Source organism: Streptomyces sp. V4I2 (assembly GCF_030817655.1).
GTDB lineage: Bacteria > Actinomycetota > Actinomycetes > Streptomycetales > Streptomycetaceae > Streptomyces > Streptomyces plumbiresistens.
Genome location: NZ_JAUSZM010000003.1, coordinates 56,484 through 80,797 on the forward strand (window position 1 = coordinate 56,484; position 24,314 = coordinate 80,797).

Here is a 24,314-nt window from a genome sequence, read left to right on the forward strand (position 1 = left end):
TCTGCGCTCGTTGGGCGCAACTGCCCCGTGTCACAGTGCTCTGCCTTCGCGGTGGTGGTCGTTGAGGTCGCGGTGGATGGTGGCGGCCTGGGTGTGGGCGTTGATGGCCTCTTCGAACCGCCGTACCTCTCGCAGGGCGAGGCCGAGGTTGTTCAACGCCATGCCCTCGCCGTGGTGGTCGTTGAGGTCGTGGTAGATGGTGGCGGCCTGGGTGTGGGCGTTGATGGCCTCTTCGAACCGCCGCACCCGGTGCAGGGCGTTGCCGAGGGTGCTCAACGCCCTGCCCTCGCCGTGGTGGTCGTTGAGGTCGCGGTAGATGGCCAGGGCCTGGGTGTGGGCGTCGATGGCCTCTTCGAACCGCCGTACCTCCCGCAGGGCGATGCCGAGGTCGCTCAACGCCCTGCCCTCGCCGTAGCGGTCGTTGAGGTCGCGGTAGATGGCCAGGCCCTGGGTGAGGGTGTTGATGGCCTCTTCGAACCGCCGTACCCCCGTCAGGGCGCCACCGAGATTGTTCAACGCCACGCCCTCGCCGTAGCGGTCGCCGAGGTCGTGGTGGATGGTGGCGGCCTGGGTGAGGGTGTTGATGGCCTCTTCGAACCGCCGCGCCTCCCGCAGGGCGCTGCCGAGGTTGCTCAACGCCACGCCCTCGCCGTGGTGGTCGCCGTGGTCGCGGTAGATGGCCAGGGCCTGAGTGTGGGCGTCGATGGCCTCTTCGAACCGTCGCACCTCCTGCAGGGCGCTGCCGAGGTTGTTCAGCGCTCCGCCCTCGCCGTAGCGGTCGCCGAGGTCGTGGTGGATGGTGGCGGCCTGGGTGAGGGTGTTGATAGCCTCCTCGAACCGCCGCACCCCCCGCAGGACAAGGCCGAGGTTGTTCAGCGCTCCGCCCTCTTTGTGGTGGTCGCCGAGGTCGTGGTGGATGGTGGCGGCCTGAGTGAGGGCGTCGATGGCCTCCTCGAACCGCCGCACCCCCGCCAGGGCACCACCGAGGTTGCTCAACGCCACGCCCTCGCGGTGGTGGTCGCCGTGGTCGCGGTAGATGGCCAGGGCCTGGGTGTGGGCGTCGATGGCCTCTCCGAACCGCCGCATCTTCCGCAGGGCGAGGCCGAGGTTGTTCAACGCCATGGCTTCGCCGTGCCGGTCGCCTAGGTCGCGGTAGATGGCCCGGCTGGTGGTGGTGACGGTGATCCAGTCGCCGAAGAGGCGGCGGTAGTCGAGGAATTGAGCGAGAGCGAAGGCGAGGGCGGTGCTGGTATGGGGGTGGTCGTGGGGTGGGGTGGCGGTAGCCGTGGCGATGAGGTTGGGGCGTTCGTCGTCGAGCCAGGCCAGGGCGTGGTGGCGGTCGGGGAACCGGGGTGAGGTGGTGCTGGGGAGGGTTTGCAGGTGGGTGTCGGCGGCTTCGGTGGTGCTCTGGTAGTGGTCGAGCAGGCGGGTGAGGGCGGCGTCGCGGTGGTCTGTGTCGGCGTGGGTGCGGCCCTGCTGGTCGGCGTAGAGGCGGATGAGGTCGTGGAGGCGCCAGCGTCCCCAGGTGTGTCCGGGTTCGACCAGGTGGGCGCGGGCCAGGTCCTGCAGGAGGTCCTCAGTTCCGTCTGGGTCGGTGTCGGCCAGGCGGGCGGCGGATTCGGTGGACACGTCGGGGCCTGGGTTGAGTGACAGCAGGCGGAAGAGGCGGCTGTGGTGGGGACTGAGGCGCTCGTAGGACAGGTCGAAAGCGGACTGCACGGCGCGGTCTTCGCGGCGGAGGTGGTCCAGGCGGTTATGTGCTGTTCCCAGTTTCCGGGCCAGGGAGGCCAGTGGGCGGGTGGGGGTGTCGGCGAGCAGGGCGGCGGCGATTCGCAGGGCCAGGGGCAGGCCCGCGCACAGCTGGGCGATGGTCGCGGCGTCCTCGGGTGCGTCCTGGACGCGGGTGTCGGCGGTGCCGCGGGCCTGCAGAAGGACCTGGTGGAGGAGTTCCACCGAGGCGTGCGGGTCCAGGGTGTCCAGGTCGTGGAGACGGGCGCCGATGTCGAGGGTGTGGCGGGAGGTGAGCAGGGTTGCGGTGGTGCCGTCGGTGGGCAGCAGCGGGCGGGCCTGCTCGGCGGCGGAGGCGTTGTCGATGACCATCAGGATGCGCCGGCCCTGTTCGGCGAAGGCGGCCAGCACGCTGCGGTACAGCCGGGAGCGGTCCTGCAGGCCAGCCGGGATGTGCTCGCCAGGCATGCCCAAAGCGCGCAGCAGGCCGTCCAGGGCGTGCTCGGGAGACAGGTGACGTTCGGGGTCGTAGCCGAACATGTCGACGAACAGCACCCCGCCGGGGAACCACCCCGGCTTCTTCAGCGCCCGGACGGCGCTCTGCACGACGAGCTCGGTCTTGCCGACCCCGGCCAGCCCCACCGCCGCGACCAAAACCGGGCGTTGCTCCGGGCCGCCGGGGGCCAGGGCCTGAAGCAGGTCGCCCATCGGCTGCTCGCGGCCGGTGAACGTGGGCGAAGCCGGGGGCAGCCCGGACAGGGCAGGGGTGATCTGCGGGGGCAAGTGCACGGTGATGTCCCGGCCCTGGACCACCGTGTGGAAGAACACCCCGCCGCTGATCGTGTTGGACCCCGGTCCGCCCGTACCGCTCTTGTCCAGCGCCCCCTGATCGGTCATCTCCGTCAGCCTCCCGGCCGCGTGCCGGGGCCGGGCTCCGCCGGTGGAGAAGACGGAGGGTGGGGCTGAGTGGTGAAGGTGGTGTTGGAGAAGTCTCTGCCCTGTAGTGCCGGCCCGTGGAAAGTGCCGCCGCTGATCGTGTTCGCCACATCCCCGTCACCGGCCTGGTGCACCACCGAATCCGCGCTCGCCTCCGGCGCTGCCGGACTCTGCGGGCGGGGGTGCTGCAGTGCGTACACCGACACGGCCAGCGCGGCCAGGCCCACGATCGTGCCCGCGATGCCCGCCACCTGACCCGCCGTATCCAGGTCCGCCACCACCACCAGCACGATCAACCCGGCAGCCAGCAGCCCGCCGACCACCAGCCCCGCCCAGGCCCACACCCGCTGTCGCCTCATACCAGCCAGCATCCTCCCCATCCAGCGACTTGGACCCGCCCGAGACGCAACCAGCCGTCTTCGTGGTCATGGGCCGGCGCGGAGCCATTGGTCGAGTTGCGCAGTCCGCCCCGCGCCTGGAGTGAGTGCTCAGTTCCTTCTCGGCTGGCCCGGGTAAGCCCCGGCGGGGCGGAGCCGGGTGCCGGTTCTCAGGAGGGCGAGACGGACGGTGGCCAGGCTGGTCCCTTCGCGGTCGGCGATGGTCTGTAGGGACAGGTGGTCCTGCTCGTACCAGGTGTGCCACTGGTGGACTCGGGTGGCGGTGTGCTGGGTTTGCTGGAAGCGGGGCGGGCTCCAGTCGGCGGGGTGCTGGGACAGCAGGTAGATGACGTGTGCGGTGGTGGACTTCAGGGTGCGGGCGAGCTGGGCGATGGAGAAGTCCCCGACGGGTACTGCCCGGTGTAGCTCGGTGGCGGTGATGCTGTCCGGGTCCGGCCCGGGGAGCACGAGCCGGTCCAGGACACGGCCGGGCAGCTGCGGCGTCCACTGGAGTGGCTCGTCGACGTGGTGCTCGTCGAGGAGTGTGCGCGCCGTATGGCGCAGGAGTTCGGCTTCGGCAGGCAGGAGGCGCCAGCGGAAGCGCTGGTAATGCTGGCGTTGAAGGGCGGTGGCGGGTGCGACGTCGGGGTGGGCGAGGCGGGGCGGGGACCCGGTCAGGGCCTGGAAGATCCAGCGCTGGGCATGCACGGCGTCGGGCCTGAGGTTCGAGCGCAGGCGGCGCTGCAGATCGTCCCAAGCGCGCGGGTCCAGGAAGCGGCCGCGGGGTGTGAACAGTGCGCGGCGGCGCGCGTAGTCGATCGGGCACCGTGGGCGTCGAGGTGGTCGGCGAGCAGGATCAGGGTGTGCAGGACGTCGGCGCAGTCGTCGCGGCGGGTGAGGTCGGCCAGCAGGGTGGACAGGTTGTGGTTGCTGACGGTGGTGCCGGTCAGTTGTTTCAGGGCGGCGGTGGGGGTGGTGCTGCCGGCGAGCAGGCAGGCGACCGTGAGGATTTCGTCCGCGCGTTGGGCCACTGGCCTGCCGTTGGGGTGGCGGGGTGCGAGCCGCAGGTCCCAGGCGGGCCACAGGGCCGTCGGCATTAGGCGGGCTCGGGTGTCCCGGTGGCCCGGAGGGTGGGTGGAGTGGTCGGTGGTGCGGCGGCGGAGCCGGGTGACCGGCAGGAGCCGCAGCTCCCGGCTGCACCGCAGGGCCGCCTCCAGTACGGGGGAGACGCTTCCGCCGAGCCCGGACAGTGCGCCCGCGTAGAGGGGCCGGCCGGTGGCGGCGACCCGGTCGGTGAGCCACTCCACCGCCTGGCCCGCCCTGCGGATGCTGTCGGCGCGCAGGACCGGGAGCACGGCGGTGACGGCCACGGCTGTCGCGGCCGCGTCGGCGGGGGCGTAGTAGCTGTGCACGTCGAGGCGCTGGCTGTCCGGTCCTCTCTGCGACCTGGCGGGCAGCGGGTTGGCGCGGTAGCGCTCCATGCGCTCCAGGACGTCCGCCGGGGCTGCCGTACGCAGGTCGTCGGCGGTTGCGTGGTTGAGGATCAGCGTGGCCAGGCACTTGGCGTCCTGCAGCACCACCCCCAACGGTGCCCCGGCCGCCCCGTACAGTCGCCAGTGCACGGTGCGGGCCGGGCGGGCGAGCAGGGAGTTGATCAGGCTCTGTGTCTCCTCCAGCCGGCCGCCGGGTTCGATTGCGGTGACCGGGGCCGCGGTCAGGGGATGGTGGCAGCGGCGGCGTGGCCCGCCGTCCGGGGCCGGGTTCGCGCAGCGTCCTGGGCGGGGATTTTCGTTGAGGGAGTGGGTGCGGAAGCGGGGGATGCGGCTGCAGGCGGGGCAGCGGTCGGCGAGCAGGACGTGGTGGCGGGTACAGGCGAAGGACCAGCCCAGGCGCCACGTCAGCGGCCAGCGTCCGTTGCTGTCGGTCAGGCAGGCGGGGCAGAACCGGGAGCCCGTACGTCCCCATAGCGACTGCCGGTGCACGCGCCGCCGTTCGTGGTCGATCACCACTGCATGGTGGTCGAAGGGCTGCAGCGTCATCGCGGCGAGAACGTCTGGGGGTACGCCGGTGACCTGGTGGATGGCGGCGAGCTCTTCGGGGGTGACCAGGGTGGTCCAGCGTCGGGTGAAGGCGTTCGGCGGGTCGTGGTCGTTGTACGGGAGATCGAGCGCGTGGAGCACGTCGCCGAGACGGCAGTGGAGCCGGTGGGCGAGGTATTCCAGCCAGGAGTCCAGGGCCTCGCCTGGGTACGGCGGATACCGGATCGGCAGGGTCCTCCGCGCGGCCGTCACCCGGCGGCCCGCGTGCCGCGGGGCCGGCTGGTAGCCTTCCTCGATTGCAGGGCGTAGGTGAGTTCCTGGCGGGCCTGTTCGGCGGCGGCGTCGTTCTTGACCTGGTCGAGGAGGTCGTGGGTGAGGCGTTCGGTGCCGGTGCGCTAGGCGCGCTGGCAGCCGCGGTTGACCAGCGTCATCAGGGAGCCGATGTGCCCGGTGCTGCGGGCGAAGAGGTAGTCGGACAGGTCGTCGGCGAGCATGCCGGGAAAGCTGTCGGCCAGCACGATGCGCTGTTCCAGGGCCAGGAGCAGCTGCCGCCAGTGGCGACGGCCCGCTTCGGTGTCGATGGTGAAGGGCGGCATGTCCAGGCGGGTGGTGCGCCGCGCGGTCTGGGCCAGAACTGTCTCGGCGGGAGTCTCGCCCTCGCTGAACAGGCCCTTGTCCGCGAGTCCCACGCCGACCTTCAGGAGGGTGACGGGGAACTCGTTGGCGATCCACTTGAGGTGGTTGCTGACCTCGATGCCGCTGGTGCGGCGCCACTTCAGGAAGTGCAGGTCATCCAGGATCAGCAGGCGGACCTCACAGGACAGCACACAGTCCAGAGCCTGCAGTCCGAGCTGGGCGGCCGTGGAAGTGGCCCGTCCGGGGTGGCCGAAGAACTCCAGCATGGCCCGGTTGAGGTCCTTCATGCCGGTGTTCCCGGTCAACCCCACGCGGCACACCGGCCACCGCTCATGTCCCCGGTCGGTGAACTCGCCCTGTTCGGCGATCTCCCGGCGGTGGAACTCCCTCGCGAAGGCGAGGACTGCGGTGGTCTTGCCCAGTCCGGGGAAGGCGTCCACCGCCACCGCCCCCTTGGCCTTGTCGCCGTCCTGCACGTTACTGTCGACGATGTCCCACAAGTCCTCGTGCAGCGCGGCCAGTTGAGGGGTGCGGATCGGCCCGAGATTGGCGTGCCACCTGCGGCGTTCCCGGTTGTAGGCGCTCCGCTCGGCGGCTGGCAGGGCCTTCAGCTCCGCGCGGCTCAGCACACGGGGTTGGAGGCGGCGGGGGGTGTGGACGAACGCCCTGAAGTCCTCCTTGCGCGACAGCGCCAGATTCCCCGGATCCATCCCGGGCGCGGGGGCGTTCACACGTCCTCCAGCGCGTCCGCGTAGAAGCCGTCGTCGTCCAGGTCGTCCGCCTCGTCGTCGTCCCCGCCTTCCACGTCCTCCCACACTTCGGGTTCCACCTCCGTGGCACGGTCGTGGCCCAGAGCGCGGCGCACGGACGGCAGGGAGGACGGCTCTTCGGTGGAGGGCAGGTCGAGGCTGGCCTGTTCGCGGGACAGGCGCAGGGCCATGCGCCGCTCGGCGAGCGTGGTGCCCAGCCCCAGATTCCACCGTTCCAGCAGGCCCGCGACGGCGAGCCGGTCGTCGGGGTAGCGGTGCTTGGCCGCGGCGAGTTTCCGGGCGAAGACCAGGGCGTCCTCGCTCAACGGCATCCGCATCGCTGGCGCGTGTTCCCACACCAGGGTGTGCCAGGCGCGGGTGGCGGGGTCGCGGAAGTAGATCCGGGTGATGTCGTCCGGGTCGGCCTGAAACGGCCAGCTGTTCTTCCCTGGCCCGTCGTGCGGGCTGCGGATGCCGGGGGCGGGCAGACCGGGCCCCTGGTAGCGGCGGCGATCGATCTCGATCCCGTAGTGCTGCACCGTGCGCCACTTCGTCGCCAGGAACTCGAAGGCGAGATGCGGGTCCCGGGGCACCTCGATGTACCCGGCGCGTGCCATCCCGTGCTCGAACATCGCCGCCGGTGACATCCGCAGCCCGGGCACCCCCGGATCGACCAGAGAGGCGTGCGGGCGGCAGTGGTAGGCCACCGCGACCCATTCCCTGATGATCGCCTCCAGCTCGTCGAGGAAGAAGAACGCTTCGCCTTCGGGATGGTCACCGCGGGAGTGGATGTCGGGGCCCTTGTAGCCGGGCAGCGCCTCCAGCAGGCCCTCGCGCACGGTGCGGAAGAACCGCTCCACCGGCCCCTTGTCCCGGCCCGTACGCAGCCGGGCCGGCTGGAGGGAGATGCCCATCCGGCGGCACACGCTGGTCAGATGCTCCGATACGTAGACCTTGCCGTGATCGACCACCAGTGTCTCGGGCACCATCGGCGGCGACGCGAGTCCCGGCCCCGTCGCCCCTTGGACGTCGACCAGGACTGTGCGCGGAATACCGTGTTCGGGCCACAGCGCACCCCGGGGCCAGTCCCGGCCCGCAGGCCGCGGCCGGAAGCACTGGAACAGCACCGCGCTCGCATCGACCGCCTTCGTGGACACCGGCGTCACCCGCAGGCCGGTTATGCACCGGGTGTACCAGTCCATCGCCACCGTCAGCTCGGCCTGCACCCACCGCAGGGTCAGCGGGTCGAACGCGAACACATCCAGCCGGGTGGTGTCCATCAGCACGTACTCACCCGGCCGCGTCGGCCGCAGCTTCCCGTGCGGGCCCTCGGGCCGGTCGGCGATGTCCCGGTTCCGTTTCGCACTCAGCCGGAACAGAGGATGCTGCCGCTCCAGCTCCGACAAGATGCGGTAGGCCGTTGCCTGGCTCGGGAGGCGAACGCAACCGGGGCCGTGGCGGGCGATCACGCGTGCGCGGGTGCGCTCGATCACGATCTTGCGTGTGGGCGTCGACTGGCCGATGTGCTCGGCCATCACTTCCATGGCCGTTTCCACCCAGCGTTCATCGGCCCTTGCCGCCGGCCCGCTGGACTGCTTCTTCTTGGCTGCCAGACCGGCTTCGCCGTGCCGCCGGAAGTCGGCCACCCACTGCTTGACGGTACGGACATGGACACCCAGTTCCTGGGCCTTGGCCGTGTACTTGGGTTCCAGCGGCCCGCCAGGCGCGTAGACACCACGAGGTTCGCCGTCGCCTGCCAGCTCAGGACTCCCCGAACGGAAACCCGTCAGCAGCTCGCGGACATGCCCGGCTCGTTCGAGGACTTGCCTTCGTTCGCCCTCCTGCAGCCGGTCCAGCACCACCGAGGCGATCTCCTGGTCATCATCAGCCGAAGGCCCGGGCTGATCGGTGATCAGGACGGCCCGGTCAGAGAACAGGAGTTCCTTCAACGACAAGCGCAGAAGCCGTCCGCGTCCGTCCTTGAGAACCACCTCGTTGCCTGCTGCGGTCGCGGCCATCTCCACCACCTCGACGCTCTCGCCGTCGTAGCGGAATCGAGTTCCGACCCCCATCCGAGCCCCGGCCCCACTCACGCTGTCCGCCGCAACAGCCGCGAGGTGGCCAGTGGTTCGCCGAGGTCAACTCGCAATTCATGAGTCCACAACAGGTGGTGGAGAGCAGCACGGACACGAGGCTCCGGCCATCGGGGCAACTGCCCCGCCGCGGTGCCCAGCGGTAATCCGTCGAGGTCAGCCAGGCGCAGATCGTCGAGCAGATTGGGCGCAAAGAGCCAGCTGCGGCGGAAGCCGGCGAGGAAGCGGATGTTCTCCAGCTCGGCTTCTGGCGGTTCGCTCCAGACCTCGTACCGCCAGCCCCGGGACTCCACCGCCCGCCGGGTCCATTCGAAGGTGAACGCAACCTCCGGCCCGGTCAGCAGCCGGTGCGGCTTGACATCCACGACCACCGGCCCCTGGTCGGTGATCAGCAGATAGTCCGGGATGTGGCTTCGGGCCTTGGCCCCCGCCACCGTCTTCATCAGGAACGGCTGGGCCACGATCCCGTGTACGTGGGGGTCGAAATCGGCGAAGAGGAGCCTGGCCAGCTCCAGCCGCGACTCGTAGATCACCGGCCGACGCATGGTGGCTGACCAGTAGCTGCCGGAGTAGTGCTTCTGCCCTCTGTGCCACCGGAACGTCCGCCACGGAGTCGCCGACATCAGCCGGTCGACGGACACTGTTGTCCACGGCAGGTTCTCCACGGGCTCGCAGTCGGGAAAACGAACGCTGACATCTACGGCGGGACCGTCCACGACGCACCCCCAGCTCGGAAGTACCTGCGCAGCACACGATCCCAGCCCTTGCAGATCACACAGGCAGAACCGATCCGCATCACCCGAACGAGTGAGTGCTCTGACCAGCGATTCTCAGTGAGTCACCGCATGTGGCCTCACTGTGCTTTCGACGCTGAGAATATGGCGCCGGTTTTGAGAACCCACAACTGGAGGTGCTCGGGGCTGTCGCGGAGGTCAGCCATGCCCCGAACCATCTGGTCAGGCGCCATCAGCTTCGGCCTGGTCACGGTCCCGATCCGCGTGGCGAGTGCCACCGAGGACCACAGCATCCAGTTCCACCAGTACCACCTGGAGGACATGGGGCGGGTGCGGGTGCGGAAGGTGTGCGAGCTGGAGGACCGGGAGGTCGCCCAGTCGGAGATCGGCAAGGGCTACGAGTACGCCAAGGACCAAGTCGTCCCGATCTCGGATGCGGAGCTGCGGGAGCTGCCGTTGCCGACGGCGAAGGCCATCGAGATCGAGGCGTTCGTGCCGTTGGACAGCATCGACCCGATCCAGATCGGTGAGGGCTACTACCTGGCGCCGGACGGGCAGGTGGCGGCGAAACCGTACAAGCTGCTGGTGCAGGCGTTGGGGCGGTCGTCGAAGGTGGCCGTGGCGAAGTACGCGTGGAGTGGGCGGGAGCGGCTGGGCTTGCTGCGGGTGCGCGACGACGTGATCGTCCTACACGCGATGCGCTGGCCGGACGAGATCCGTGACCCTGCTGAATTGCTGCCGCCACCGACGGAGGTCTCCGAGGAGGAGATCGAAGGCGCGCTTGCTCTGATGGAGTCGATGAGCCGCGAGGACCTGCAGGGCCCGGATTTCGAGGACACCTACACCGACGCCATGGCCAAGATCATCGAAGCGAAGCGGGAGGAAAAGCCCCTTCCAGAAGCGCCGGAGCCCGAGAAGTCGGGCAAGGTCCTCGACCTGATGGCCGCTCTGACGGAGTCCGTGAACAAGGCCAAGGCCTCGCGGGGTGAGGGTGCAGACGTCCGCGAGATGCCGAAGAAGACCTCGGCGAAGGCGGCGAAGAAACCGGCTAAGAAGTCCGCTGCGAAGAAGACGTCTGGGCGCCGATCGCGTAGCGCCTGAGGGCCTGGTCGTGGTCCGCCACGGCTACGACCAGTTCGTACCGAGCGGACAAAGGAAGTGTGCCGCAGCCGACTCGGGGATAGCTGCGGCACACTCCCTTCGCAGCCCGGGCGCAGCAGGAAGAACACGCCGGGGCTGCACCTCCCAGTGCCCTGTTGCCCGGTAGCCACACTGCGCCAATCGGGTGGTGTCGCCGCCTCGCCACCCGACTGTGGTCAGAGGAGACGCAGGACGGCCGTGTGCTCGGGCAGGAGGTCGGCGAAGGCGGTGCGGATGGCGCCGGGCCCGGCCTGACGCGGTTTTCCTCCACCAGCCTGCTGCCCCTGCTCGGCGCATTCCGTCACCTCGGGAAACCGCATTGCATCGGTTCATCCCGCCACCGGGGCTCGGCTGCATTTCGTCGCCAGACCTACGTGGGAGCGAAGGCACCTGGGTAGGAGTCTCCCTCTACGTACGCCTGCATGTGCGCCACGATGCCGGCGATTCGGGCTGGCCCCCACGAGGCGACACCGGCGTTGACCGGTGCCGCGGTGGTGACGAAGTTGAGGATGAAGACGTCGCGCAGCAGCAGGTAGGGCTCCAGGAGGCGGGCGAAATCTGCTGGCAGAGGCCGCACCTGGGTGTAGCCGGCCAGGTAGTCGCGAGCGAACTTCTGGTATGCGCCTGGTTCCTTCCGCGCGATCCGGTGGACGGACGAGAGCACGGTGGCAATGTCGAGCAGGTAGTGGCCGGTACCGCAGTCATCGAAGTCGATGACGCCGATGCCGCCGCCGGGCAGCGCGATCATGTTCTCGCGGTGCAGGTCACCATGGATACGCCCGCGGTCCTCCGGCCCTCCCTCGTGGAGTGCCGGGGTGATCGACTCGGCGACTTTCCGGAGCGCATCGGTGCCTTCGGCGCCCAACTGTTCCCGGGCGGCTGGATCGGTGAGGGCGTGTCCCTTGAGGAGGATCGTCTCCGCGTCCCAGACTGGCCGGTCGAACTCTGGCAGCGGCACCGTCGCGGCGTGCTCGTGTAGGTAGGCGGTCGTGCTGCCCATCTGTTCCGCCACGCCGGGCTGGCGGTAGGGGGGCTCTGCTGTGCCGGGGAGCCAGTGCAACAGGGCGAGGGTGGACGGCTCGTCGTGGCCGGGGACCTCGAGCGGGACCACGTAGTGGCCGCCGGTGGTGGTGACGGGCTCGGGGACGGCGACGGTGCGGGACGCGGCCAGGCTCTCCAGCCATCGCATCTCGCTGCGCTGCTGGTGGGCGGGGCGGCCGTCGCGGACGGACAGGCGGGCGACGTAGGACTTTTGGCCTGGCGGGGTGACGCGCCAGACGGCGTTGTCCTCGTACTGCTGGACCTCCATCCGTGCGGCGGCCCCGTCGAGTCCGTAGTGCTGGGTCAGCGCGGCCCGGGTGTGTTCTTCGAGCCGGTCCAGTTGTGTGGCGTGGGGAAGTCGGGAAAACGACGTCACGGGCTTCCTTGGTGGTCGGAGTGGGCGAGAGCGTAGCGAGGGCCGGCCGGGGGATGGTCGGTTTGGCGCGGCAATGCACCGTTTCTGGTGACCGCTTTGGCGCGACCGTCGGGCGGAGGATCGATTGCGCTGGTGATAAGGCGTACGTGGTGTTCTGCTGGGCTTCCGTGCAGGGGGAGTTGCAGGCGGCGGCGATGGCGAGGAAGCCGGCGCGGCAGCTGTCCCACTGGTGCTCGCCCTGGGCGCTTGGCGGCCGCGGGGCGGGGATGTGGAGTGATTACGACGCTATCAGGAGGAGGCGGTCATTCCGGCCGGCTCATGCCTCCTGGTGCTTGGTGCCGCGAGGTGCGCTGGAGGAGAGCTCCGGTTTCGGATGCCGGTTGGTGCATGGGCGGGCCGGTGCGGAGTGCGGGTACGACGATGTTGAGGAACTCCCGGGCGTAGCACTCCCATGCGCTTTGGAGAGCGGTGCTGTCGGGCCGGTGGGGGCGGGGGGCGCGGAGCAGGGCGAGGATGTGCTGGGCGAACGCCTTGGTGTCGTCCACCGGCACGAGGACGGCCGGGGAGGTGCCGGCGCCGTCGCGGTGGCCGGGAATGTCGGTGAGCACCAGGGGCAGGCCGTGCTGGCGAGCCTCCAGGATGGAGATCGGCACGCCTTCGAAGCGCGACATTGACACGAAGGCCCGCGCACCGGCCAGGACGCTGTCCACGAGGTCCTTGTGCCATACGGCGCCGAGCCAGACGACGTGTTCGGTGATGCCGAGGCGGTCGGCGAGCTGGCGCAGGGGGATCGTCTGGTCTCCATCGCCGATGATGACGAGGCGGACGGGCTCGTGGGTGTGGTCGACGACGTGGGCGAAGGCGCGCAGAAGGGCGTCGTGGCCCTTGTGGGGGTACAGGCTCTGGACGGCGACGTAGTAGGGGTCGCGTGCCCAGTCCCAGGGCGGGGGCGCAACGGTGGTGCGGGGCTCGGTGGCGTTGGTCAGTGTGGTGACCTTGCTGGCCGGGACGCCGACGTCGTCCAGGAGGAAGCGGGTGGAACGGCCGCCGACGGCGACGATGCTGTCCTCCGAGCGCGCCAGGATCCGGTCCAGGCGGTTCTTCGCCCTCGTGCGCAGGTGGGAGTAGTCGGAGTGGCAGAAGCGGACGACGGTGCGCGCTGTACGCAGGGCTGGGCGAATGGAGGGGTACAGGCGGCCGTCGCCGAACTGGAGCAGGACCGTGGTTCCGCGGACCAGGCGGGCGAGGAAGGCGATGCGGGCCAGGCGGGCGCGGGGGGCTATCACGAGCCGGGCTGGTGAGGGGAGTTCGGTGACGAGCGCGTTGTCGCGGCCGGGGTCCAGGACGCAGATGGTGACCTGGTGTCCGGCGTCCAGCAGGATGCGGATGTGGGAGAGCAGAACGCGTTCGAGGCCGCCCACGGTGAAGTGCCGCAGGATCATCACCACGCGGGTGGCGCAGGGCTGTGCAGAGGACATGGGGGTCTCCCTGATATCGGGGTGGGCCGGGCCGGGACCCGGTGAGTCCCGGCCTGGCAGAGGGGTCAGCTCGTGCGGTGCACCTTGTGCTGGGCGGCCTGGGCCAGGGGCCGGAGCTCCATCAGGTCGATGTCGACGTGCTTGGGGCGGGTGGCGCACCACACCACGCACTCGGCGATGTCCTCGGGGGTGAGCGGGTGTTCGACGCCCTGGTAGACGGCGGCGATCGCCTGCTCGTCGTTGTTGAACCGGGTGCGCATGAACTCGCCGCCGGCCTCGTCGCCGCGCATCATGCCTGGCGCGATCTCCGTGACCCGCACGGGCTGGCCGTTCAGCTCCAGGCGCAGGGTCTGTACGAGGGCGGTCAGCCCGAACTTGCTGGCGGCGTAGGCGGCTCCGCGCTCGTAGCCGACGCGGCCGACCGTGGAGCCGATGAACTGGACGTCGCCGCGGTTGCGGATCAGGGGGGGCAGCAGGGCCTGGGTCATCTGGACGACGCCGACGACGTTGGTCTCGTAGGTGCCGCGCCAGTCGGCGATGTCGCTGTCGGCGATGGTGGCGGCGTGGGTGGGGATGCCGGCGTTGTTCACCAGCAGCGTCAGCGGGACGGGGTGTTCGGTGACGGTGCGCTCCAGGGTGGCCACTGAGTCGGCGTCGGTGACGTCGAGTTTGTGGGTGGTGATGCCGGTGGCCGCCGATGGCGCGGTGGTCAGACGGCGGGAGGCGGCGATGACCGTGTATCCGGCCTTCTCCAGGGCCTCGGCGCTCGCCCGGCCGATACCGACGCTGGCGCCGGTGACGACGGCGAAACCTCGCGGGGAGGGGTTGCTGAGGGACGGTGTGCTCACGGGTGTTTTCCCTTCATCGCAGGTGGATGGAGCAGGCGTACGGATCAGGCCAGGAGCCAGGCGTGGGCCGGGTCGGTGTGCAGGGCCAGGTGCGTGTCGGTGGTCCCGTGCGCGGCCCACAGGTAGTAGAGGTCGTGGCCGCCGGCGGCGGCGATGGTGTGGTAGCCGCAGGGGACGGTGGCCAGGGACGTGTCGGTGATCACCGTGGGGTGAGCGTCGCGGACGCTGTCGTCGTACGTGAGCAGGACGCCGAAGCCGGTGTCGGGGCGGACCCGGAAGGCGAACGCCTCTTGGAGCGCGGTCTCGTGGGGCGGGTTGCTGTGCTGGTGGCGGTGGGGCGGGTAGGTGGACCAGCGGCCGTCGAGGGCGAGGGTTTCGCCGAGCAGCAGCCCGGACGTGCGCGGCGGTGTCAGCAGGGTGGTGACGTGCCGTTCGAACGATCCGTGGCCGCGGACCTCCTGCTCGGGCGCGGTGATCTCGGTGACCTCTCCGGCTTCGGGCAGTGGCCCGGTGACCGGGGCGTGCACCTCGACTGCGTCTGCGCCGTCGGGGCCGACTGTTGCGGTGACGGTCGTGCCGGGCGGCACGTACCAGCCCGCCGCCGGCGCGGTGAAGGGGTCGGCGCGTTCGGCGACGTGGTCGCCGTCGGCCAGTGCGGCGGTGAGCCGTCCGCGGAGCAGGATCAGCGCGCTCTCCTGCTCGGGGCGGGTGTCCAGTTCGAGGCGGGCGCCCGGGGTGAGGCGGTGGTGGGTCAGGTCCAGGCCGTTGGGGGTACGGACGGTGGCTGGGGTCATCGTGGCTCTCCGAGTGTGTGGGGCTGGGGCACCGGCAGGCGGCGGCCCTGGCGGCTGGAGTCGTACATGGCGGTGCCGGTGGCGACGGCGAGCGCCGCCTCGGCGGGGGTGGCGAACTGCGCGGGGGCGCCGGGTGGTTGGTGGAGTGCGTGGGTCAGGGCGGCGAGCATCCGCCGGTCCGCGCCCGCGTGGGTTCCGTCCTCCCGGGCCACCTGTCGGCGCGTGCCGCCGCCGGATACGGGGTGCAGGTGCACGGTGTGGGGTCCGGAGCGGGCGTCGTAGCGGACCGTGCAGGCTCCTGCTGTGCCGGTGAGGGTGCACGTGTAGCCCTCGGTGGGGGCGTTGGGGGTCAGCGTGTAGCGGGCGGTGGCGCCAGAGGTGTATTCGATCCGGGCGTTCAGGCTGTCGTGGATGTCGGCGTCGGCCGGGATGCCGGCGGTGCCGGAGAGGTAGTGGCGGCGCTCGAGTTCGGCGGTGACCGCGGACGGCTGGGCGCCCAGCCACCAGGCCAGCAGGTCGAGGTGGTGGGAGGCTTTGGTGACTTCCAGGCCGCCGGAGCCGGCGCGTCTGCGGTGCCAGCGGGTGTAGTAGCTGCGGGTGTGCGAGGGGCTGAGCGTGTAGTGGAAGTCCGCGCTGGTCACACTGCCGATGTGGCCGTCGGCCAGGAGGGCGTGGACCTCGCGGTGGAGGTTGGTGAAGCGGAGGTTGTGGCCCACCAGCAGCCGTCCGGGAGAGGCCGCGTCGGCGTGAACGAGGGCGAAGGCGTCCTCGGCGGTGGTCGCCAGCGGCTTCTCCACCAGCGTCGCAATACCCGAGGCGAGGGCCTGCTCTGCGTAGTCGCGGTGGGATGCGTCGGGGGTCGCGACGATCACCAGATCGGGCCGGTCGGCCTTAAGGATGCGGTCCAGGTCCTGCGGGCGGGCGGGCGCCGCGTCCGGCAGTGCGGCGGCCACCTCGCGGGCGGCCCGGACATCGGTGTCCACCACGGCCAGCGGCCTCACCGGCTGGTCCTGGTGGGGCGGCAGGCCGGACAGCCAGGGGCCGTAGACCTTCCGTGTCCGCGTGCCGGCTCCGATCAGCACCACCCGCAGCTGCCCCGTCACCGGACACGCTCCGCGCCGGAGGAGCTGAGTAGGCGTCCTCCGAGGATGACCGCCCGCACCCCCAAGTCGGGACTGAACAGGACGACGTCGCCGTCCGCACCCGGCAGCAGGCTGCCCTTGCGCGGGTACAGGCCTGCCGTACGGGCCGGGGTGGCGGTCGCCATCGTCAGCACGTCCTCGACCGGGGCGGCGGTCAGTTCCCGCATGCGGGCCGCGCCCGCCGCGAGCGGGGTGACGCCGCCGCACAGGCTGGTGTGGTCGGTGGTGGCGGCGTAGCCGTCGTGGACGCGACCGCGGCTGGCCCCGGTGCGGAAGGTGGTGCCGGGGGCGAGTCCCATCCCGGCGGTGGCGTCGGAGACCAGGCACAGCCGATCGGGTCCCAGGCAGCGCAGGGCGATGGTCAGCAGGGCGGCGGGCAGGTGGTGGCCGTCCGCGATGACCTCGGCGCTCATCTCGTCGGAGGCGAGCGAGTACTCCAGCAGGCCGGGGGCCCGGTGCAGGGCGGGGCGGGTCAGCGTGGACTGGCCGCTCCACAGGTGCGCGAGGTGGCTGAGACCGAGCCAGCGGGCCTCGGCCAGGTCCTCGCCGGTGGCGGCGCTGTGCCCGGCGGACACCCGTACTCCCCCGCCGACCAGATGGGTGATCAGTTCGTTGGCGCCCGGCAGTTCGGGAGCGAGGGTCACCATGCGCAGGGCTGGCGGCAGCGGTGTCAGCTCCGCCAGCAGCTGCCGGGGCGTCCGCAGGTGGGCGGGGTCGTGTGCGCCGCGCTGCTCGGGGGCCAGGCACGGGCCTTCGAGGTGGACTCCGGCGAGTGTCGGGGCGTGCCCGTGAGAGATCAGGGCGGCGGCGGTGGCCAGTGCGGCGGCCGTCCGTTCTGGGGACGTGCTCGCCAGGGTGGCGAGCACGGTGGTCGTGCCGGCGGACAGATGGGTGTCGAGGACGCTTTGCCAGGCGGCGGGGTTGGGCTCGGTCAGGTCGTGGCCGGCGGCGCCGTGGACGTGGATGTCGACCAGGCCGGGGGCGACCAGCAGCCCGTCGGCGTCGACCGGTACCGGATCGTGGGGGCAGGCGCGGCTCACGACGCCCCTGCAGATCACCACCTCCCCGCCGTCCCCGCGCCCGGGCGCGGGATGGACCACCGTGCCGCAGTGCACGACCGCACAACCCGTGCCGCTCACGCGTGTCCTCCCCCAGCGGTGGTGGCCGGGGTCGTGGTGCAGGCGCAGGCGGTGCCGCCAGGGCCGCCGGGCAGATGCCGGTCGTAGGCTCCGCCGTCCCACAGGTAGCGGGTGCCGTCCGGGGACAGCGGCTCGGTGAGGGCTGCGGCCAGCGTGCCGGTGAGCGCGCCGCCGAGTGCGTCCGGGAGGTCGACCTTCCGCACCAGGCCCAGCTCGTCCAGGCGCCGGGCGTGGACCAGCTGTTCGCTCTCCCTGACCTGCCGGGGGATGGCGATCGCGTTGGCCCCGGTGGCCAGCACCTCCCCCAGCATGTTCGACCCGGCCGCGCCGACGAATACGTCGCAGGCCCGCATCCACGGCAGCAGGTCCGGCTCGTACGTCCGGATCTCCACGAAGGGGTCGTCCTCCCACAGTTGCGCCAGGGCGCGCTGGTCCGCGGGTTCCAGGTAGGGGCCGGTGACCAGCAAGGCCCGGTCGAACATGGTGCGGCGCTCGCGCAGCGCGGTCGCCAGGGCCCGCCAGATGTCCCCGGCACCCTGGCCGCCGCCCATCGCGGCGACGATCAGCCGCTCGTCGCCGCCGACACCGATCTGCGCCCGGGCCTGGTCATGGGGCAGGGTGTACGGCTCGGCGAGGTAACCGGTGTAGTGCAGCCGGCCGGCGGCTTCCGGCGGGATGTCGTAGTAGTCGGCGAGGTCGAATACCTCGGGGTGGGTGTGGACGTTGAACTGGCAGTAGTGGTCCAAGAGCCACGGTCCGCGCCCGTGCATCCCGAAGTACTTCCGTGCCGTCTTCTCCTTGCTGAGGAGGATCCCGCGCAGGCTGAGGACAGCGTGCGTCGCGTAGCGGGCCTCCAGCGCGGGCACGAGTTCGTCGTCCGTGCCGCGGGGGATGTGGTCGCTCATCAGCACCTCGGGCCGGTAGTGACCGAGGAAAGCCGTGATGAGGTCCGTTCGGGCCTGGTGGAGGGTTTCGGCGTCCATGGCCAGGCGCGCGCGGAGGTTCCACCCGTCGGGGTCGTCGAAGTTGGCGAAGGAGGGGATCTTGATGACGTCCACCTCCGGCGGGAGGAGGTCCAGGCCTCGGTAGGCGCCGGTGATCCCCGCGATCGAGTACGGCTGCGGTGAGCGCAGCAGGTACTGGGCGACCTTCGCGGTGCGGGAGGTGTGCCCGAGGGAACGGCCGTTGTGCCAGTACAGGGCGATGGTGCGGGCGCCGGTGTTCGTCATCGGCGGGCCTCCTCCGGCGGGGTGCGGGCGTCGGCCGCGCGGGCGGCGCGCTGCGCGGCGGCGGGGTCGGTGCGGCTGTCCAGGGCCGCACGGAAGGCGTCCAGGCTCCAGCCGGGATCGACCTGGATGCGGGACAGCGCGTACGGGTGGCGCAGGTCAGGGCGGTGGTGATCGTCGGTGGCCAGCGCCAGCGGATACAGCTCGGCGACGGCCCGCTGTACGCGGGCGTCGTACGCGCCGTACGGGTAGGCGAACGTGCGCGGCGGGCGGGCCAGGAGATCGGTGAGGACTTCGTGGTCGCCGGCCGTCTGCCAGGCCAGCGCCCGATCGCTGAGCCCGGTCAGCTTGCGGTGGGTGTAGCTGTGAGCGGCCACGGCCCGACCGGACGCCGCCCACAGCTGGATCTGGTCGAGGTCCGCCATCTCCTGCACCGGATGCGGTACGTGGCGGGGCCGCTCGGCGCCGAGGTAGCCGCCGCACACCGCCAACAGAGCGGGCAGGCCGAGCCGTTCCAGCACCGGCAGAGCGGTGGCGGTGGTGTTGGCGTAGCCGTCGTCGAACGTGATCAGCACGGCGTTCGCCGGCAGGGGCACACCTTTGGCGAGCATCGCGTGCAGGTCGTCCTCGGTGACCACCGTGTACGGGCCGCCGGCCAGCAACTCCATCTGCTGCCGGAAGTGCCTGGGAGGCACGGCCATCGGGCCGGGCAGGTCCTGCACCAAGTGGTACATCAGGATGTTCACCGGCTGCCCCCGGCATCGGTGTACGAGCGGGTGCCGGAGCGCGTCTGCCGGTGCCAGGCGACCGTGCGTTCCAGGCCCTCGCGCAGTGGAACCGCGCGCGTCTTGGGGAACAGTTCGAGCAGCCGGGCGGGATCGGCCTGGGAGTGGGCCACGTCGCCGGGCCGGGGCGGGCCGTGCTCGACCCGCAGCCCGGTGCCGAGTATCTCGCCCAACAGACCGGCCAGGTCCATCAGCGAGGTCCGGGTGCCCAGCGCCAGGTTGACCGGCCACTGGGAGACCACCCGGCCGGTTATCGCTGTCGTGATCACCTCGCACACCGTGTCCACGCACGTCAGATCGCGGGTCTGGGTGCCGTCACCGTGGACGGTGACGGGCTGGCCGGACAGGGCGGCGTCGATCCAGACCGGGACGACGGCCGCGTACGGGTGACCGGCCCGCTGCCGGGGGCCGTAGACGTTGAAGAACGTCAGCGGCAACACGGGCATCCTGTAGCAGGCGTGGTAGGCGCCGAGGTACGCCTCCGTCGCCAGCTTCGATACCGCGTAGGGGCTGAGCGGCATCGCCCGGCTGGTCTCGACCTTGGGCAGGACCGGCTGGGCGCCGTAGACCGACGACGAGGAAGCCGCTACCACCAGCGGCCCGTCGGCGCGGCGGGCGGCCTCCAGGACCTGCAGCGTGCCGGTCGCGTTCACGTGGTGGGTGGTCACGGGGTCGGCCACCGAGCGGGGTACGGAAGGCAGCGCGGCCAGATGCACCACCGCGTCCGCGCCGGCCACCGCCGCATCGAGGAGGCCTTCGTCGAGAACGCTCCCCCGCCGGAAGTCGACGTCCGCCAGATCGCCGCCCAGCAGGCTCGTGCTGCCGGTGGACAGGTCGTCCACGACGGTGATCCGGCCGATCGCCCGATGGCGCAGCAGCCACGAGATTAGGTTCGACCCGATGAACCCGGCGCCGCCGGTGACGGTGACCCGCAGCCCGCCACTCACAACTGCTCCACGGTGGCGGCGGGCCGGTCCGCCAGGCGGCCCCGGCAGTCCAGCACGAAGGGGGAACGGGCGACTACGCGGTCGTAGTCGAAGACCTCGTGGTCGGTCAGCACCACCACGGCGTCCGCAGCGGCCAGTTCGTCGTCGCTCGCGAAGACCAGTCGTATGCCCTCGAGCACCGCCGTGGTGGCGGCCGGGTTGACGAAGGGGTCTGCCGCGCTGACGCGCGCGCCGCGGGCCGCCAGCAGGTGGGCCACCTCAAGCGCTGGGGACTCGCGCAGGTCGCTGCTGCCGGGCTTGTAGGCCAGGCCCAGCAACAGCACCCTCGCGCCGTCCAGCGGCCGGCCCCGAGTGGCGAGGTGCTCGTCCACCCGGTTCACCACGTAGGCGGGGCGGGCATCGTTGATCTGCTGGGCGAGGTCGATCAGGCGGGAGCCCCGGCCTCGTGCCTGAGCCGCCCACCACGACAGGTACACCGGGTCGATCGGCAGGCAGTGACCGCCGATGCCGGGGCCGGGGTCGAAGCGCATGAAGCCGAACGGTTTCGTCGCGGCGCCCTGAAGCGCCGCGCGCAGGTCCAGGCCGATGTCGCGGGCCACCTCGTCCAGCTCGTTGACCAGCGCAATGTTCACGGCCCTGAACGTGTTCTCCAACAGCTTCGCGAGTTCGGCCTCCTCGCACCGGGCCATCGGGACGACGCACTCGACCAGGCCGCTGTAGAAGGCGGCGGTGCGTTCCAGCGACACGGCGTCGATACCGCTCACGATCTTCGGGGTCGTCGCGAGAGTCCACAGCCGGTTGCCCGGGTCGATCCGTTCCGGGCTGAACCCCAGGGCGAACTGGCTGCCCATCCGCAGCCCGGAGACCTCCTCCAGTACCGCGCCCAGCACGTCTCGGGTGGTGCCGGGGTAACTGGTGGACTCCAGCACCACCAGCGCCCCCTCCCGTAGGTAGCGGCCGACGGTCCGGCCAGCCGCGAGCACGTACGACAGGTCGGGGACGCCCTCCCGCAGCGGCGTCGGCACCGCGATCACGGCCACGTCGAACCCCGCTGCGTCGTCCGGTGACGCGGTGGGGTGGTAGGTGCCGTCACGCAGAAGTGGCCCCAGCTGTGCCGCGGTGACGTCCTCGACCGGTGAACTGCCGCACGCCAAAGACTCAGCCCGCTGCGCGCTGGTGTCGAAACCCACCACGCGGTGGCCCACCTCAGCGGCGCGTACCGCCAGCGGCAGCCCCACGTAGCCCTGCCCGACCACGAGGACCCGCAGGGAACACACGGCAGCGGAACCGCCGGCCTCCTGCACAACTGCCCCGGCCGCGTTCTGCATGAGCGTTGCTGCGGGTAAGGACGCACGGACCATCAGGTTCTCCTCACGATCGAGAAAAAGGGGGATGCGCACGGCCTCTCGACGTACCGCGACGGAACGAGAATGGGCTCAACTGTTCGATGTCGTCGACCAGTTGGAGGGGGTCCCGCAGGGGTCCCGCTTCCGCGAAGGAGTCACCGGTCCTGTGCGCTGAGTGATTGGATGGAGGTGTGGAAGAGACCACCCGTCACCCCCTGGTTGTGGCGCGCCTCGCGCTCGGCATGACGATGGAGGAGCTCGTCTCCGGTATCCGTGCCGCGGCCGCCCGGCGTGGTCTGCGCTCAGGCACGGACGAGGCGCGAGTGCGTAAATGGCAACGCGGCGTCAAACCCAACGAGGAATCGCAGATCTACATCGCCGAAGCGCTCGGCTGGCCCGCGGACATCGTCCGCGCCGACGACTGGCCGAACTGGCTGCCGCTCACCGCCGACGGCGTGGTCCCGCTCGGACCCCACAGCTCCGTGCCCGCCCTGAGAGAGGCCCTGCGAACAGCGATGGACCGCCGCACCTTCTTCACGATCTCCGGCGCCACCCTGTCCGCGCTGGCCGCGGACTGGGCCGCCGGCCCTACGAGCGCGCTCGCCCAGGCCCGCGACGGCAAACCAATCGGCGAGGACTTCGTCGCCTTCCTGGAGAACACCACCCAACAACTCGCCAGTCACGCCACCGAGCAGCGACAGCACACCGCCACGCTGCTCGATGCCCACCTGTCCACGGTGACCGAACTGCTCGCACACGGCCGCTACACGCCCGCCCTCGGGCTGCGCCTGCACACCCTGGCAGCCTCCCTGTCCCAGACCGTCGCCTGGCACCGCTTCGACCTGGGCCGCCACACCCACGCCAGCCAGAACTGGATCGCCGGCCTGCACAACGCCCACGCAGCCGGGGACCACGACCTGGGCGCCGGCCTCCTGGGCGACCTCGCCTACCAGGCAGCCTGGCGCAGCGACCACACCACCGCGGCAAGCATCCTCAACTACGCCCTGACCCGCGCCCAGAACCCCGCCGCCCGCTGCCTGCTCCAGCTACGCCTCGCCCGCACCCTCGCCGCACAGGGCGACCGGAGCGAACGACGCGCCGTGCTGCGCGCTCTTGCCGCGGCGGAGAAACACCTGGGCGACGCCGGCGCCGACCGGCCCGCCTGGTGCGCCTGGGTATCCGAAGCCGATCTCGCCGTGGACTCCGGCCAGGCCCTCCTTGACCTCGGCGACATCGGCCGCGCTCACCAGCTGATTACCGAAGGCGAAGGCCTGCTGCCCCCGGCCCGCGACAAGACCCGCGGTGTGTTCCTCGCCTACCGCGCCGCGAGCTACCTCGACCTGAAGGAACCCGAGCCCGCCGCGGCCGCCGCCACCAAATCCCTGCTCCTGGCACGTCGCATCGGAGCACCCCGCTGCGTGCAGCTTGTCGACGACCTTCTCCCCCGCTTCCAGCACTACCAGGACGCCCAGGGCGTTCCACAACTCCTCCAACTCGCTGCCGCATAGCAGGAAGGGGCGGATCCGATGACCACCGATGCGGGGCTCCCCTCGGTCAGAGAGTCCCTCCAGCTCGCGCTTCTGGCGGAGCCGGAGGGCAGCCCGCTGGTCGACGAACTCGCCGAAGCCGCCGCCGACCACTACCACCTGAACTACAGCAAGCACCCCGTCCCGGTGCTGTTCCGGGAGGTCCGCGCGGCCCGCACCCTGCTGGCCGGGGTGCTCCCCGCCGGCACGGACGGCACCGAACTGCACCGTCAGCTCGGCCGGTTGTCGGGACTGCTGGGCAACCTGGCCTTCCACCTCAACGATCCGACCGGCGCACGCATCCACCTGGGCACCGCCGTCTCCTACGCGAACCGGTGCGGTGACACAGCGCTGGTGGCGTGGGCGTACGGGGCGCAGAGCATGGTGGCCCGCCACACCGGCAACCTGACCGCCGCGTACACGTACGCCGAGCGCGGCGCGGCCGCGGCCCCCGCCGGCCTGGTCCGTGCCCAACTCCACGCCTGGGCGCTGCTGCCCACCCTCGCCCAGCAGGGCCGCGACCGGGAGGCGGCCGCCGCCCTCGACGTGGCGCTGAGCGAACTCGAGGCCGATCCGGTCGGACAGGCCCCGGGGCGTTTCGGCTTCGACGAGCCGGAACTTGCCCTGCACCAAGCCGAGGCGCACCTCACTCTGGGCCGCACCGAAGAGGCCCGCGCCCGCGCCGAGGCCTCCGCGGCCGCCTGCACCACCGGCACCCCCGGATGGGCCGCCGCCACCCTGGTCCTCGCCCAAGCCGAGGCCTCCGACGAACCGTCCGACGCGGCTCAACGCGCCCTGGACGTCCTCGACCGGGTGCCGCCGAGCCGCTTGCGCGCCACCTCCCGCACCCGGCTCGACCGCCTGGAGGGCCTGCTCGCCGCCCGCCCCGCCGAGTACGTGGCCGATCTACGAGAACGCCTGCGCACCCTGCCGCCCCCCGTGGACGCATCCGGCGCCGCATCCGCGTGACGGCCCTGCGGCCCTCGCCGCCCGGGTTGCTCCAGACGCACTCGTCTACCGCGCGGGTGCGGGCGAAGCAGATCAGCATGTGAACGGCCCCCATCGTCGTGGCAAAAGGGACATTCGCATGAGCTCTCGTGAACGATCCTTGCTGGCTGTCGGCGCGGCCGTGGTCCTCGCGGCGCTGTCGGCCTGCTCCGAGAGCGGCGCGAACAGCGCACCGGACAGCACGAGGCGGGCGCCATCCAAGGTCGCGAGCAGTGGTGCCACGGTG

General features: G+C 71.1%; 21 protein-coding genes. 3 read left to right on the top strand and 18 right to left on the bottom strand.

What is annotated here, in order from left to right:
• Positions 1 to 30: 30 nt before the first annotated feature.
• From QFZ76_RS00995 to QFZ76_RS01025, 7 genes are all read right to left on the bottom strand, one after another.
• Positions 31 to 2,625 (bottom strand): tetratricopeptide repeat protein, encoded by a 2,595-nt coding sequence (locus tag QFZ76_RS00995; protein WP_307671890.1) that lies wholly within the window; start codon positions 2,623 to 2,625, stop codon positions 31 to 33.
• A 5-nt stretch (positions 2,626 to 2,630) separates the two neighbouring features.
• Positions 2,631 to 3,023 (bottom strand): hypothetical protein, encoded by a 393-nt coding sequence (locus QFZ76_RS01000; RefSeq protein ID WP_307671891.1) that lies wholly within the window; start codon positions 3,021 to 3,023, stop codon positions 2,631 to 2,633.
• A 129-nt stretch (positions 3,024 to 3,152) separates the two neighbouring features.
• On the bottom strand, positions 3,153 to 3,749 hold the full coding sequence (locus QFZ76_RS01005; protein ID WP_307671892.1) for a hypothetical protein: 597 nt from the start codon (positions 3,747 to 3,749) through the stop codon (positions 3,153 to 3,155).
• The gene (locus tag QFZ76_RS01010; RefSeq protein WP_307671893.1) at positions 3,716 to 5,332 is read right to left on the bottom strand and encodes a TniQ family protein; all 1,617 of its coding nucleotides are present in this window, start codon (positions 5,330 to 5,332) and stop codon (positions 3,716 to 3,718) included. The genes QFZ76_RS01005 and QFZ76_RS01010 overlap by 34 nt, the downstream gene beginning before the upstream one ends.
• 143 nt (positions 5,333 to 5,475) lie before the next feature.
• Entirely contained in the window at positions 5,476 to 6,447 is a 972-nt protein-coding gene (locus QFZ76_RS01015; protein ID WP_307671894.1) for a TniB family NTP-binding protein, read from the bottom strand.
• Positions 6,444 to 8,558, bottom strand: coding sequence for a helix-turn-helix domain-containing protein (locus QFZ76_RS01020; protein WP_307671895.1), 2,115 nt, complete (start codon positions 8,556 to 8,558; stop codon positions 6,444 to 6,446). Before QFZ76_RS01020 ends, QFZ76_RS01015 begins: the two co-directional genes overlap by 4 nt.
• Positions 8,555 to 9,223, bottom strand: a complete 669-nt coding sequence (locus QFZ76_RS01025) for a TnsA-like heteromeric transposase endonuclease subunit (protein WP_307671896.1) — start codon at positions 9,221 to 9,223, stop codon at positions 8,555 to 8,557. Before QFZ76_RS01025 ends, QFZ76_RS01020 begins: the two co-directional genes overlap by 4 nt.
• Before the next feature lie 273 nt (positions 9,224 to 9,496).
• Between QFZ76_RS01025 and QFZ76_RS01030 the strand changes: the two genes are divergently transcribed.
• The gene (locus QFZ76_RS01030; protein ID WP_307671897.1) at positions 9,497 to 10,393 is read left to right on the top strand and encodes a Ku protein; all 897 of its coding nucleotides are present in this window, start codon (positions 9,497 to 9,499) and stop codon (positions 10,391 to 10,393) included.
• 215 nt (positions 10,394 to 10,608) lie between these two features.
• Here QFZ76_RS01030 and QFZ76_RS01035 read toward each other — a convergent pair whose 3' ends face one another.
• The 11 genes from QFZ76_RS01035 to QFZ76_RS01085 all read right to left on the bottom strand — a co-directional run bounded on the left by QFZ76_RS01035 (position 10,609) and on the right by QFZ76_RS01085 (position 21,536).
• The gene (locus tag QFZ76_RS01035) at positions 10,609 to 10,752 is read right to left on the bottom strand and encodes a hypothetical protein (RefSeq protein WP_307671898.1); all 144 of its coding nucleotides are present in this window, start codon (positions 10,750 to 10,752) and stop codon (positions 10,609 to 10,611) included.
• A gap of 50 nt (positions 10,753 to 10,802) precedes the next feature.
• Positions 10,803 to 11,849, bottom strand: a complete 1,047-nt coding sequence (locus QFZ76_RS01040; RefSeq protein WP_307671899.1) for a phosphotransferase enzyme family protein — start codon at positions 11,847 to 11,849, stop codon at positions 10,803 to 10,805.
• 302 nt (positions 11,850 to 12,151) lie between these two features.
• The gene (locus QFZ76_RS01045; RefSeq protein ID WP_307671900.1) at positions 12,152 to 13,327 is read right to left on the bottom strand and encodes a glycosyltransferase; all 1,176 of its coding nucleotides are present in this window, start codon (positions 13,325 to 13,327) and stop codon (positions 12,152 to 12,154) included.
• 65 nt (positions 13,328 to 13,392) lie between these two features.
• Positions 13,393 to 14,175: an SDR family oxidoreductase gene (locus QFZ76_RS01050; protein ID WP_307671901.1), complete on the bottom strand. Its 783-nt coding sequence runs from the start codon at positions 14,173 to 14,175 to the stop codon at positions 13,393 to 13,395.
• Positions 14,176 to 14,219: 44 nt separating this feature from the next.
• The gene (locus QFZ76_RS01055) at positions 14,220 to 14,969 is read right to left on the bottom strand and encodes a 5-deoxy-glucuronate isomerase (RefSeq protein WP_307671902.1); all 750 of its coding nucleotides are present in this window, start codon (positions 14,967 to 14,969) and stop codon (positions 14,220 to 14,222) included.
• Positions 14,966 to 16,072 (bottom strand): Gfo/Idh/MocA family protein, encoded by a 1,107-nt coding sequence (locus tag QFZ76_RS01060; protein ID WP_307671903.1) that lies wholly within the window; start codon positions 16,070 to 16,072, stop codon positions 14,966 to 14,968. Before QFZ76_RS01060 ends, QFZ76_RS01055 begins: the two co-directional genes overlap by 4 nt.
• A complete protein-coding gene (locus QFZ76_RS01065) occupies positions 16,069 to 17,250 on the bottom strand; it encodes an N-acetylglucosamine-6-phosphate deacetylase (protein ID WP_307671904.1) in 1,182 nt (393 codons plus the stop codon). Before QFZ76_RS01065 ends, QFZ76_RS01060 begins: the two co-directional genes overlap by 4 nt.
• Positions 17,247 to 18,479 carry a glycosyltransferase family protein gene (locus tag QFZ76_RS01070; protein WP_307671905.1) on the bottom strand — a complete coding sequence of 411 codons (1,233 nt, stop codon included), beginning with the start codon at positions 18,477 to 18,479 and terminating at the stop codon, positions 17,247 to 17,249. The genes QFZ76_RS01065 and QFZ76_RS01070 overlap by 4 nt, the downstream gene beginning before the upstream one ends.
• Positions 18,476 to 19,222, bottom strand: coding sequence for a polysaccharide deacetylase family protein (locus tag QFZ76_RS01075; protein WP_307671906.1), 747 nt, complete (start codon positions 19,220 to 19,222; stop codon positions 18,476 to 18,478). The genes QFZ76_RS01070 and QFZ76_RS01075 overlap by 4 nt, the downstream gene beginning before the upstream one ends.
• Positions 19,219 to 20,208 (bottom strand): NAD-dependent epimerase/dehydratase family protein, encoded by a 990-nt coding sequence (locus QFZ76_RS01080; RefSeq protein ID WP_307671907.1) that lies wholly within the window; start codon positions 20,206 to 20,208, stop codon positions 19,219 to 19,221. Before QFZ76_RS01080 ends, QFZ76_RS01075 begins: the two co-directional genes overlap by 4 nt.
• Positions 20,205 to 21,536: a nucleotide sugar dehydrogenase gene (locus tag QFZ76_RS01085; protein WP_307679888.1), complete on the bottom strand. Its 1,332-nt coding sequence runs from the start codon at positions 21,534 to 21,536 to the stop codon at positions 20,205 to 20,207. Before QFZ76_RS01085 ends, QFZ76_RS01080 begins: the two co-directional genes overlap by 4 nt.
• Positions 21,537 to 21,745: 209 nt before the next feature.
• Here QFZ76_RS01085 and QFZ76_RS01090 point away from each other — a divergent pair, with 209 nt between their 5' ends.
• Positions 21,746 to 23,062 carry an XRE family transcriptional regulator gene (locus QFZ76_RS01090; protein ID WP_307671908.1) on the top strand — a complete coding sequence of 439 codons (1,317 nt, stop codon included), beginning with the start codon at positions 21,746 to 21,748 and terminating at the stop codon, positions 23,060 to 23,062.
• Between the two features lie 18 nt (positions 23,063 to 23,080).
• Positions 23,081 to 24,049: a Twin-arginine translocation pathway signal gene (locus tag QFZ76_RS01095; RefSeq protein ID WP_307671909.1), complete on the top strand. Its 969-nt coding sequence runs from the start codon at positions 23,081 to 23,083 to the stop codon at positions 24,047 to 24,049.
• The last annotated feature ends 265 nt before the right edge of the window (positions 24,050 to 24,314 follow it).

Excerpts from the sequence above, each read along its gene's own strand:
- QFZ76_RS01055 (WP_307671902.1), bottom strand. The coding sequence starts at position 14,969 with ATGACCCCAGCCACCGTCCGTACCCCCAACGGCCTGGACCTGACCCAC.
- QFZ76_RS01035 (WP_307671898.1), bottom strand. The coding sequence starts at position 10,752 with ATGCGGTTTCCCGAGGTGACGGAATGCGCCGAGCAGGGGCAGCAGGCT.
- QFZ76_RS01095 (WP_307671909.1), top strand. The coding sequence starts at position 23,081 with ATGACCACCGATGCGGGGCTCCCCTCGGTCAGAGAGTCCCTCCAGCTC.
- QFZ76_RS00995 (WP_307671890.1), bottom strand. The coding sequence starts at position 2,625 with ATGACCGATCAGGGGGCGCTGGACAAGAGCGGTACGGGCGGACCGGGG.
- QFZ76_RS01085 (WP_307679888.1), bottom strand. The coding sequence starts at position 21,536 with ATGCAGAACGCGGCCGGGGCAGTTGTGCAGGAGGCCGGCGGTTCCGCT.
- QFZ76_RS01070 (WP_307671905.1), bottom strand. The coding sequence starts at position 18,479 with ATGACGAACACCGGCGCCCGCACCATCGCCCTGTACTGGCACAACGGC.
- QFZ76_RS01000 (WP_307671891.1), bottom strand. The coding sequence starts at position 3,023 with ATGAGGCGACAGCGGGTGTGGGCCTGGGCGGGGCTGGTGGTCGGCGGG.
- QFZ76_RS01030 (WP_307671897.1), top strand. The coding sequence starts at position 9,497 with ATGCCCCGAACCATCTGGTCAGGCGCCATCAGCTTCGGCCTGGTCACG.
- QFZ76_RS01045 (WP_307671900.1), bottom strand. The coding sequence starts at position 13,327 with ATGTCCTCTGCACAGCCCTGCGCCACCCGCGTGGTGATGATCCTGCGG.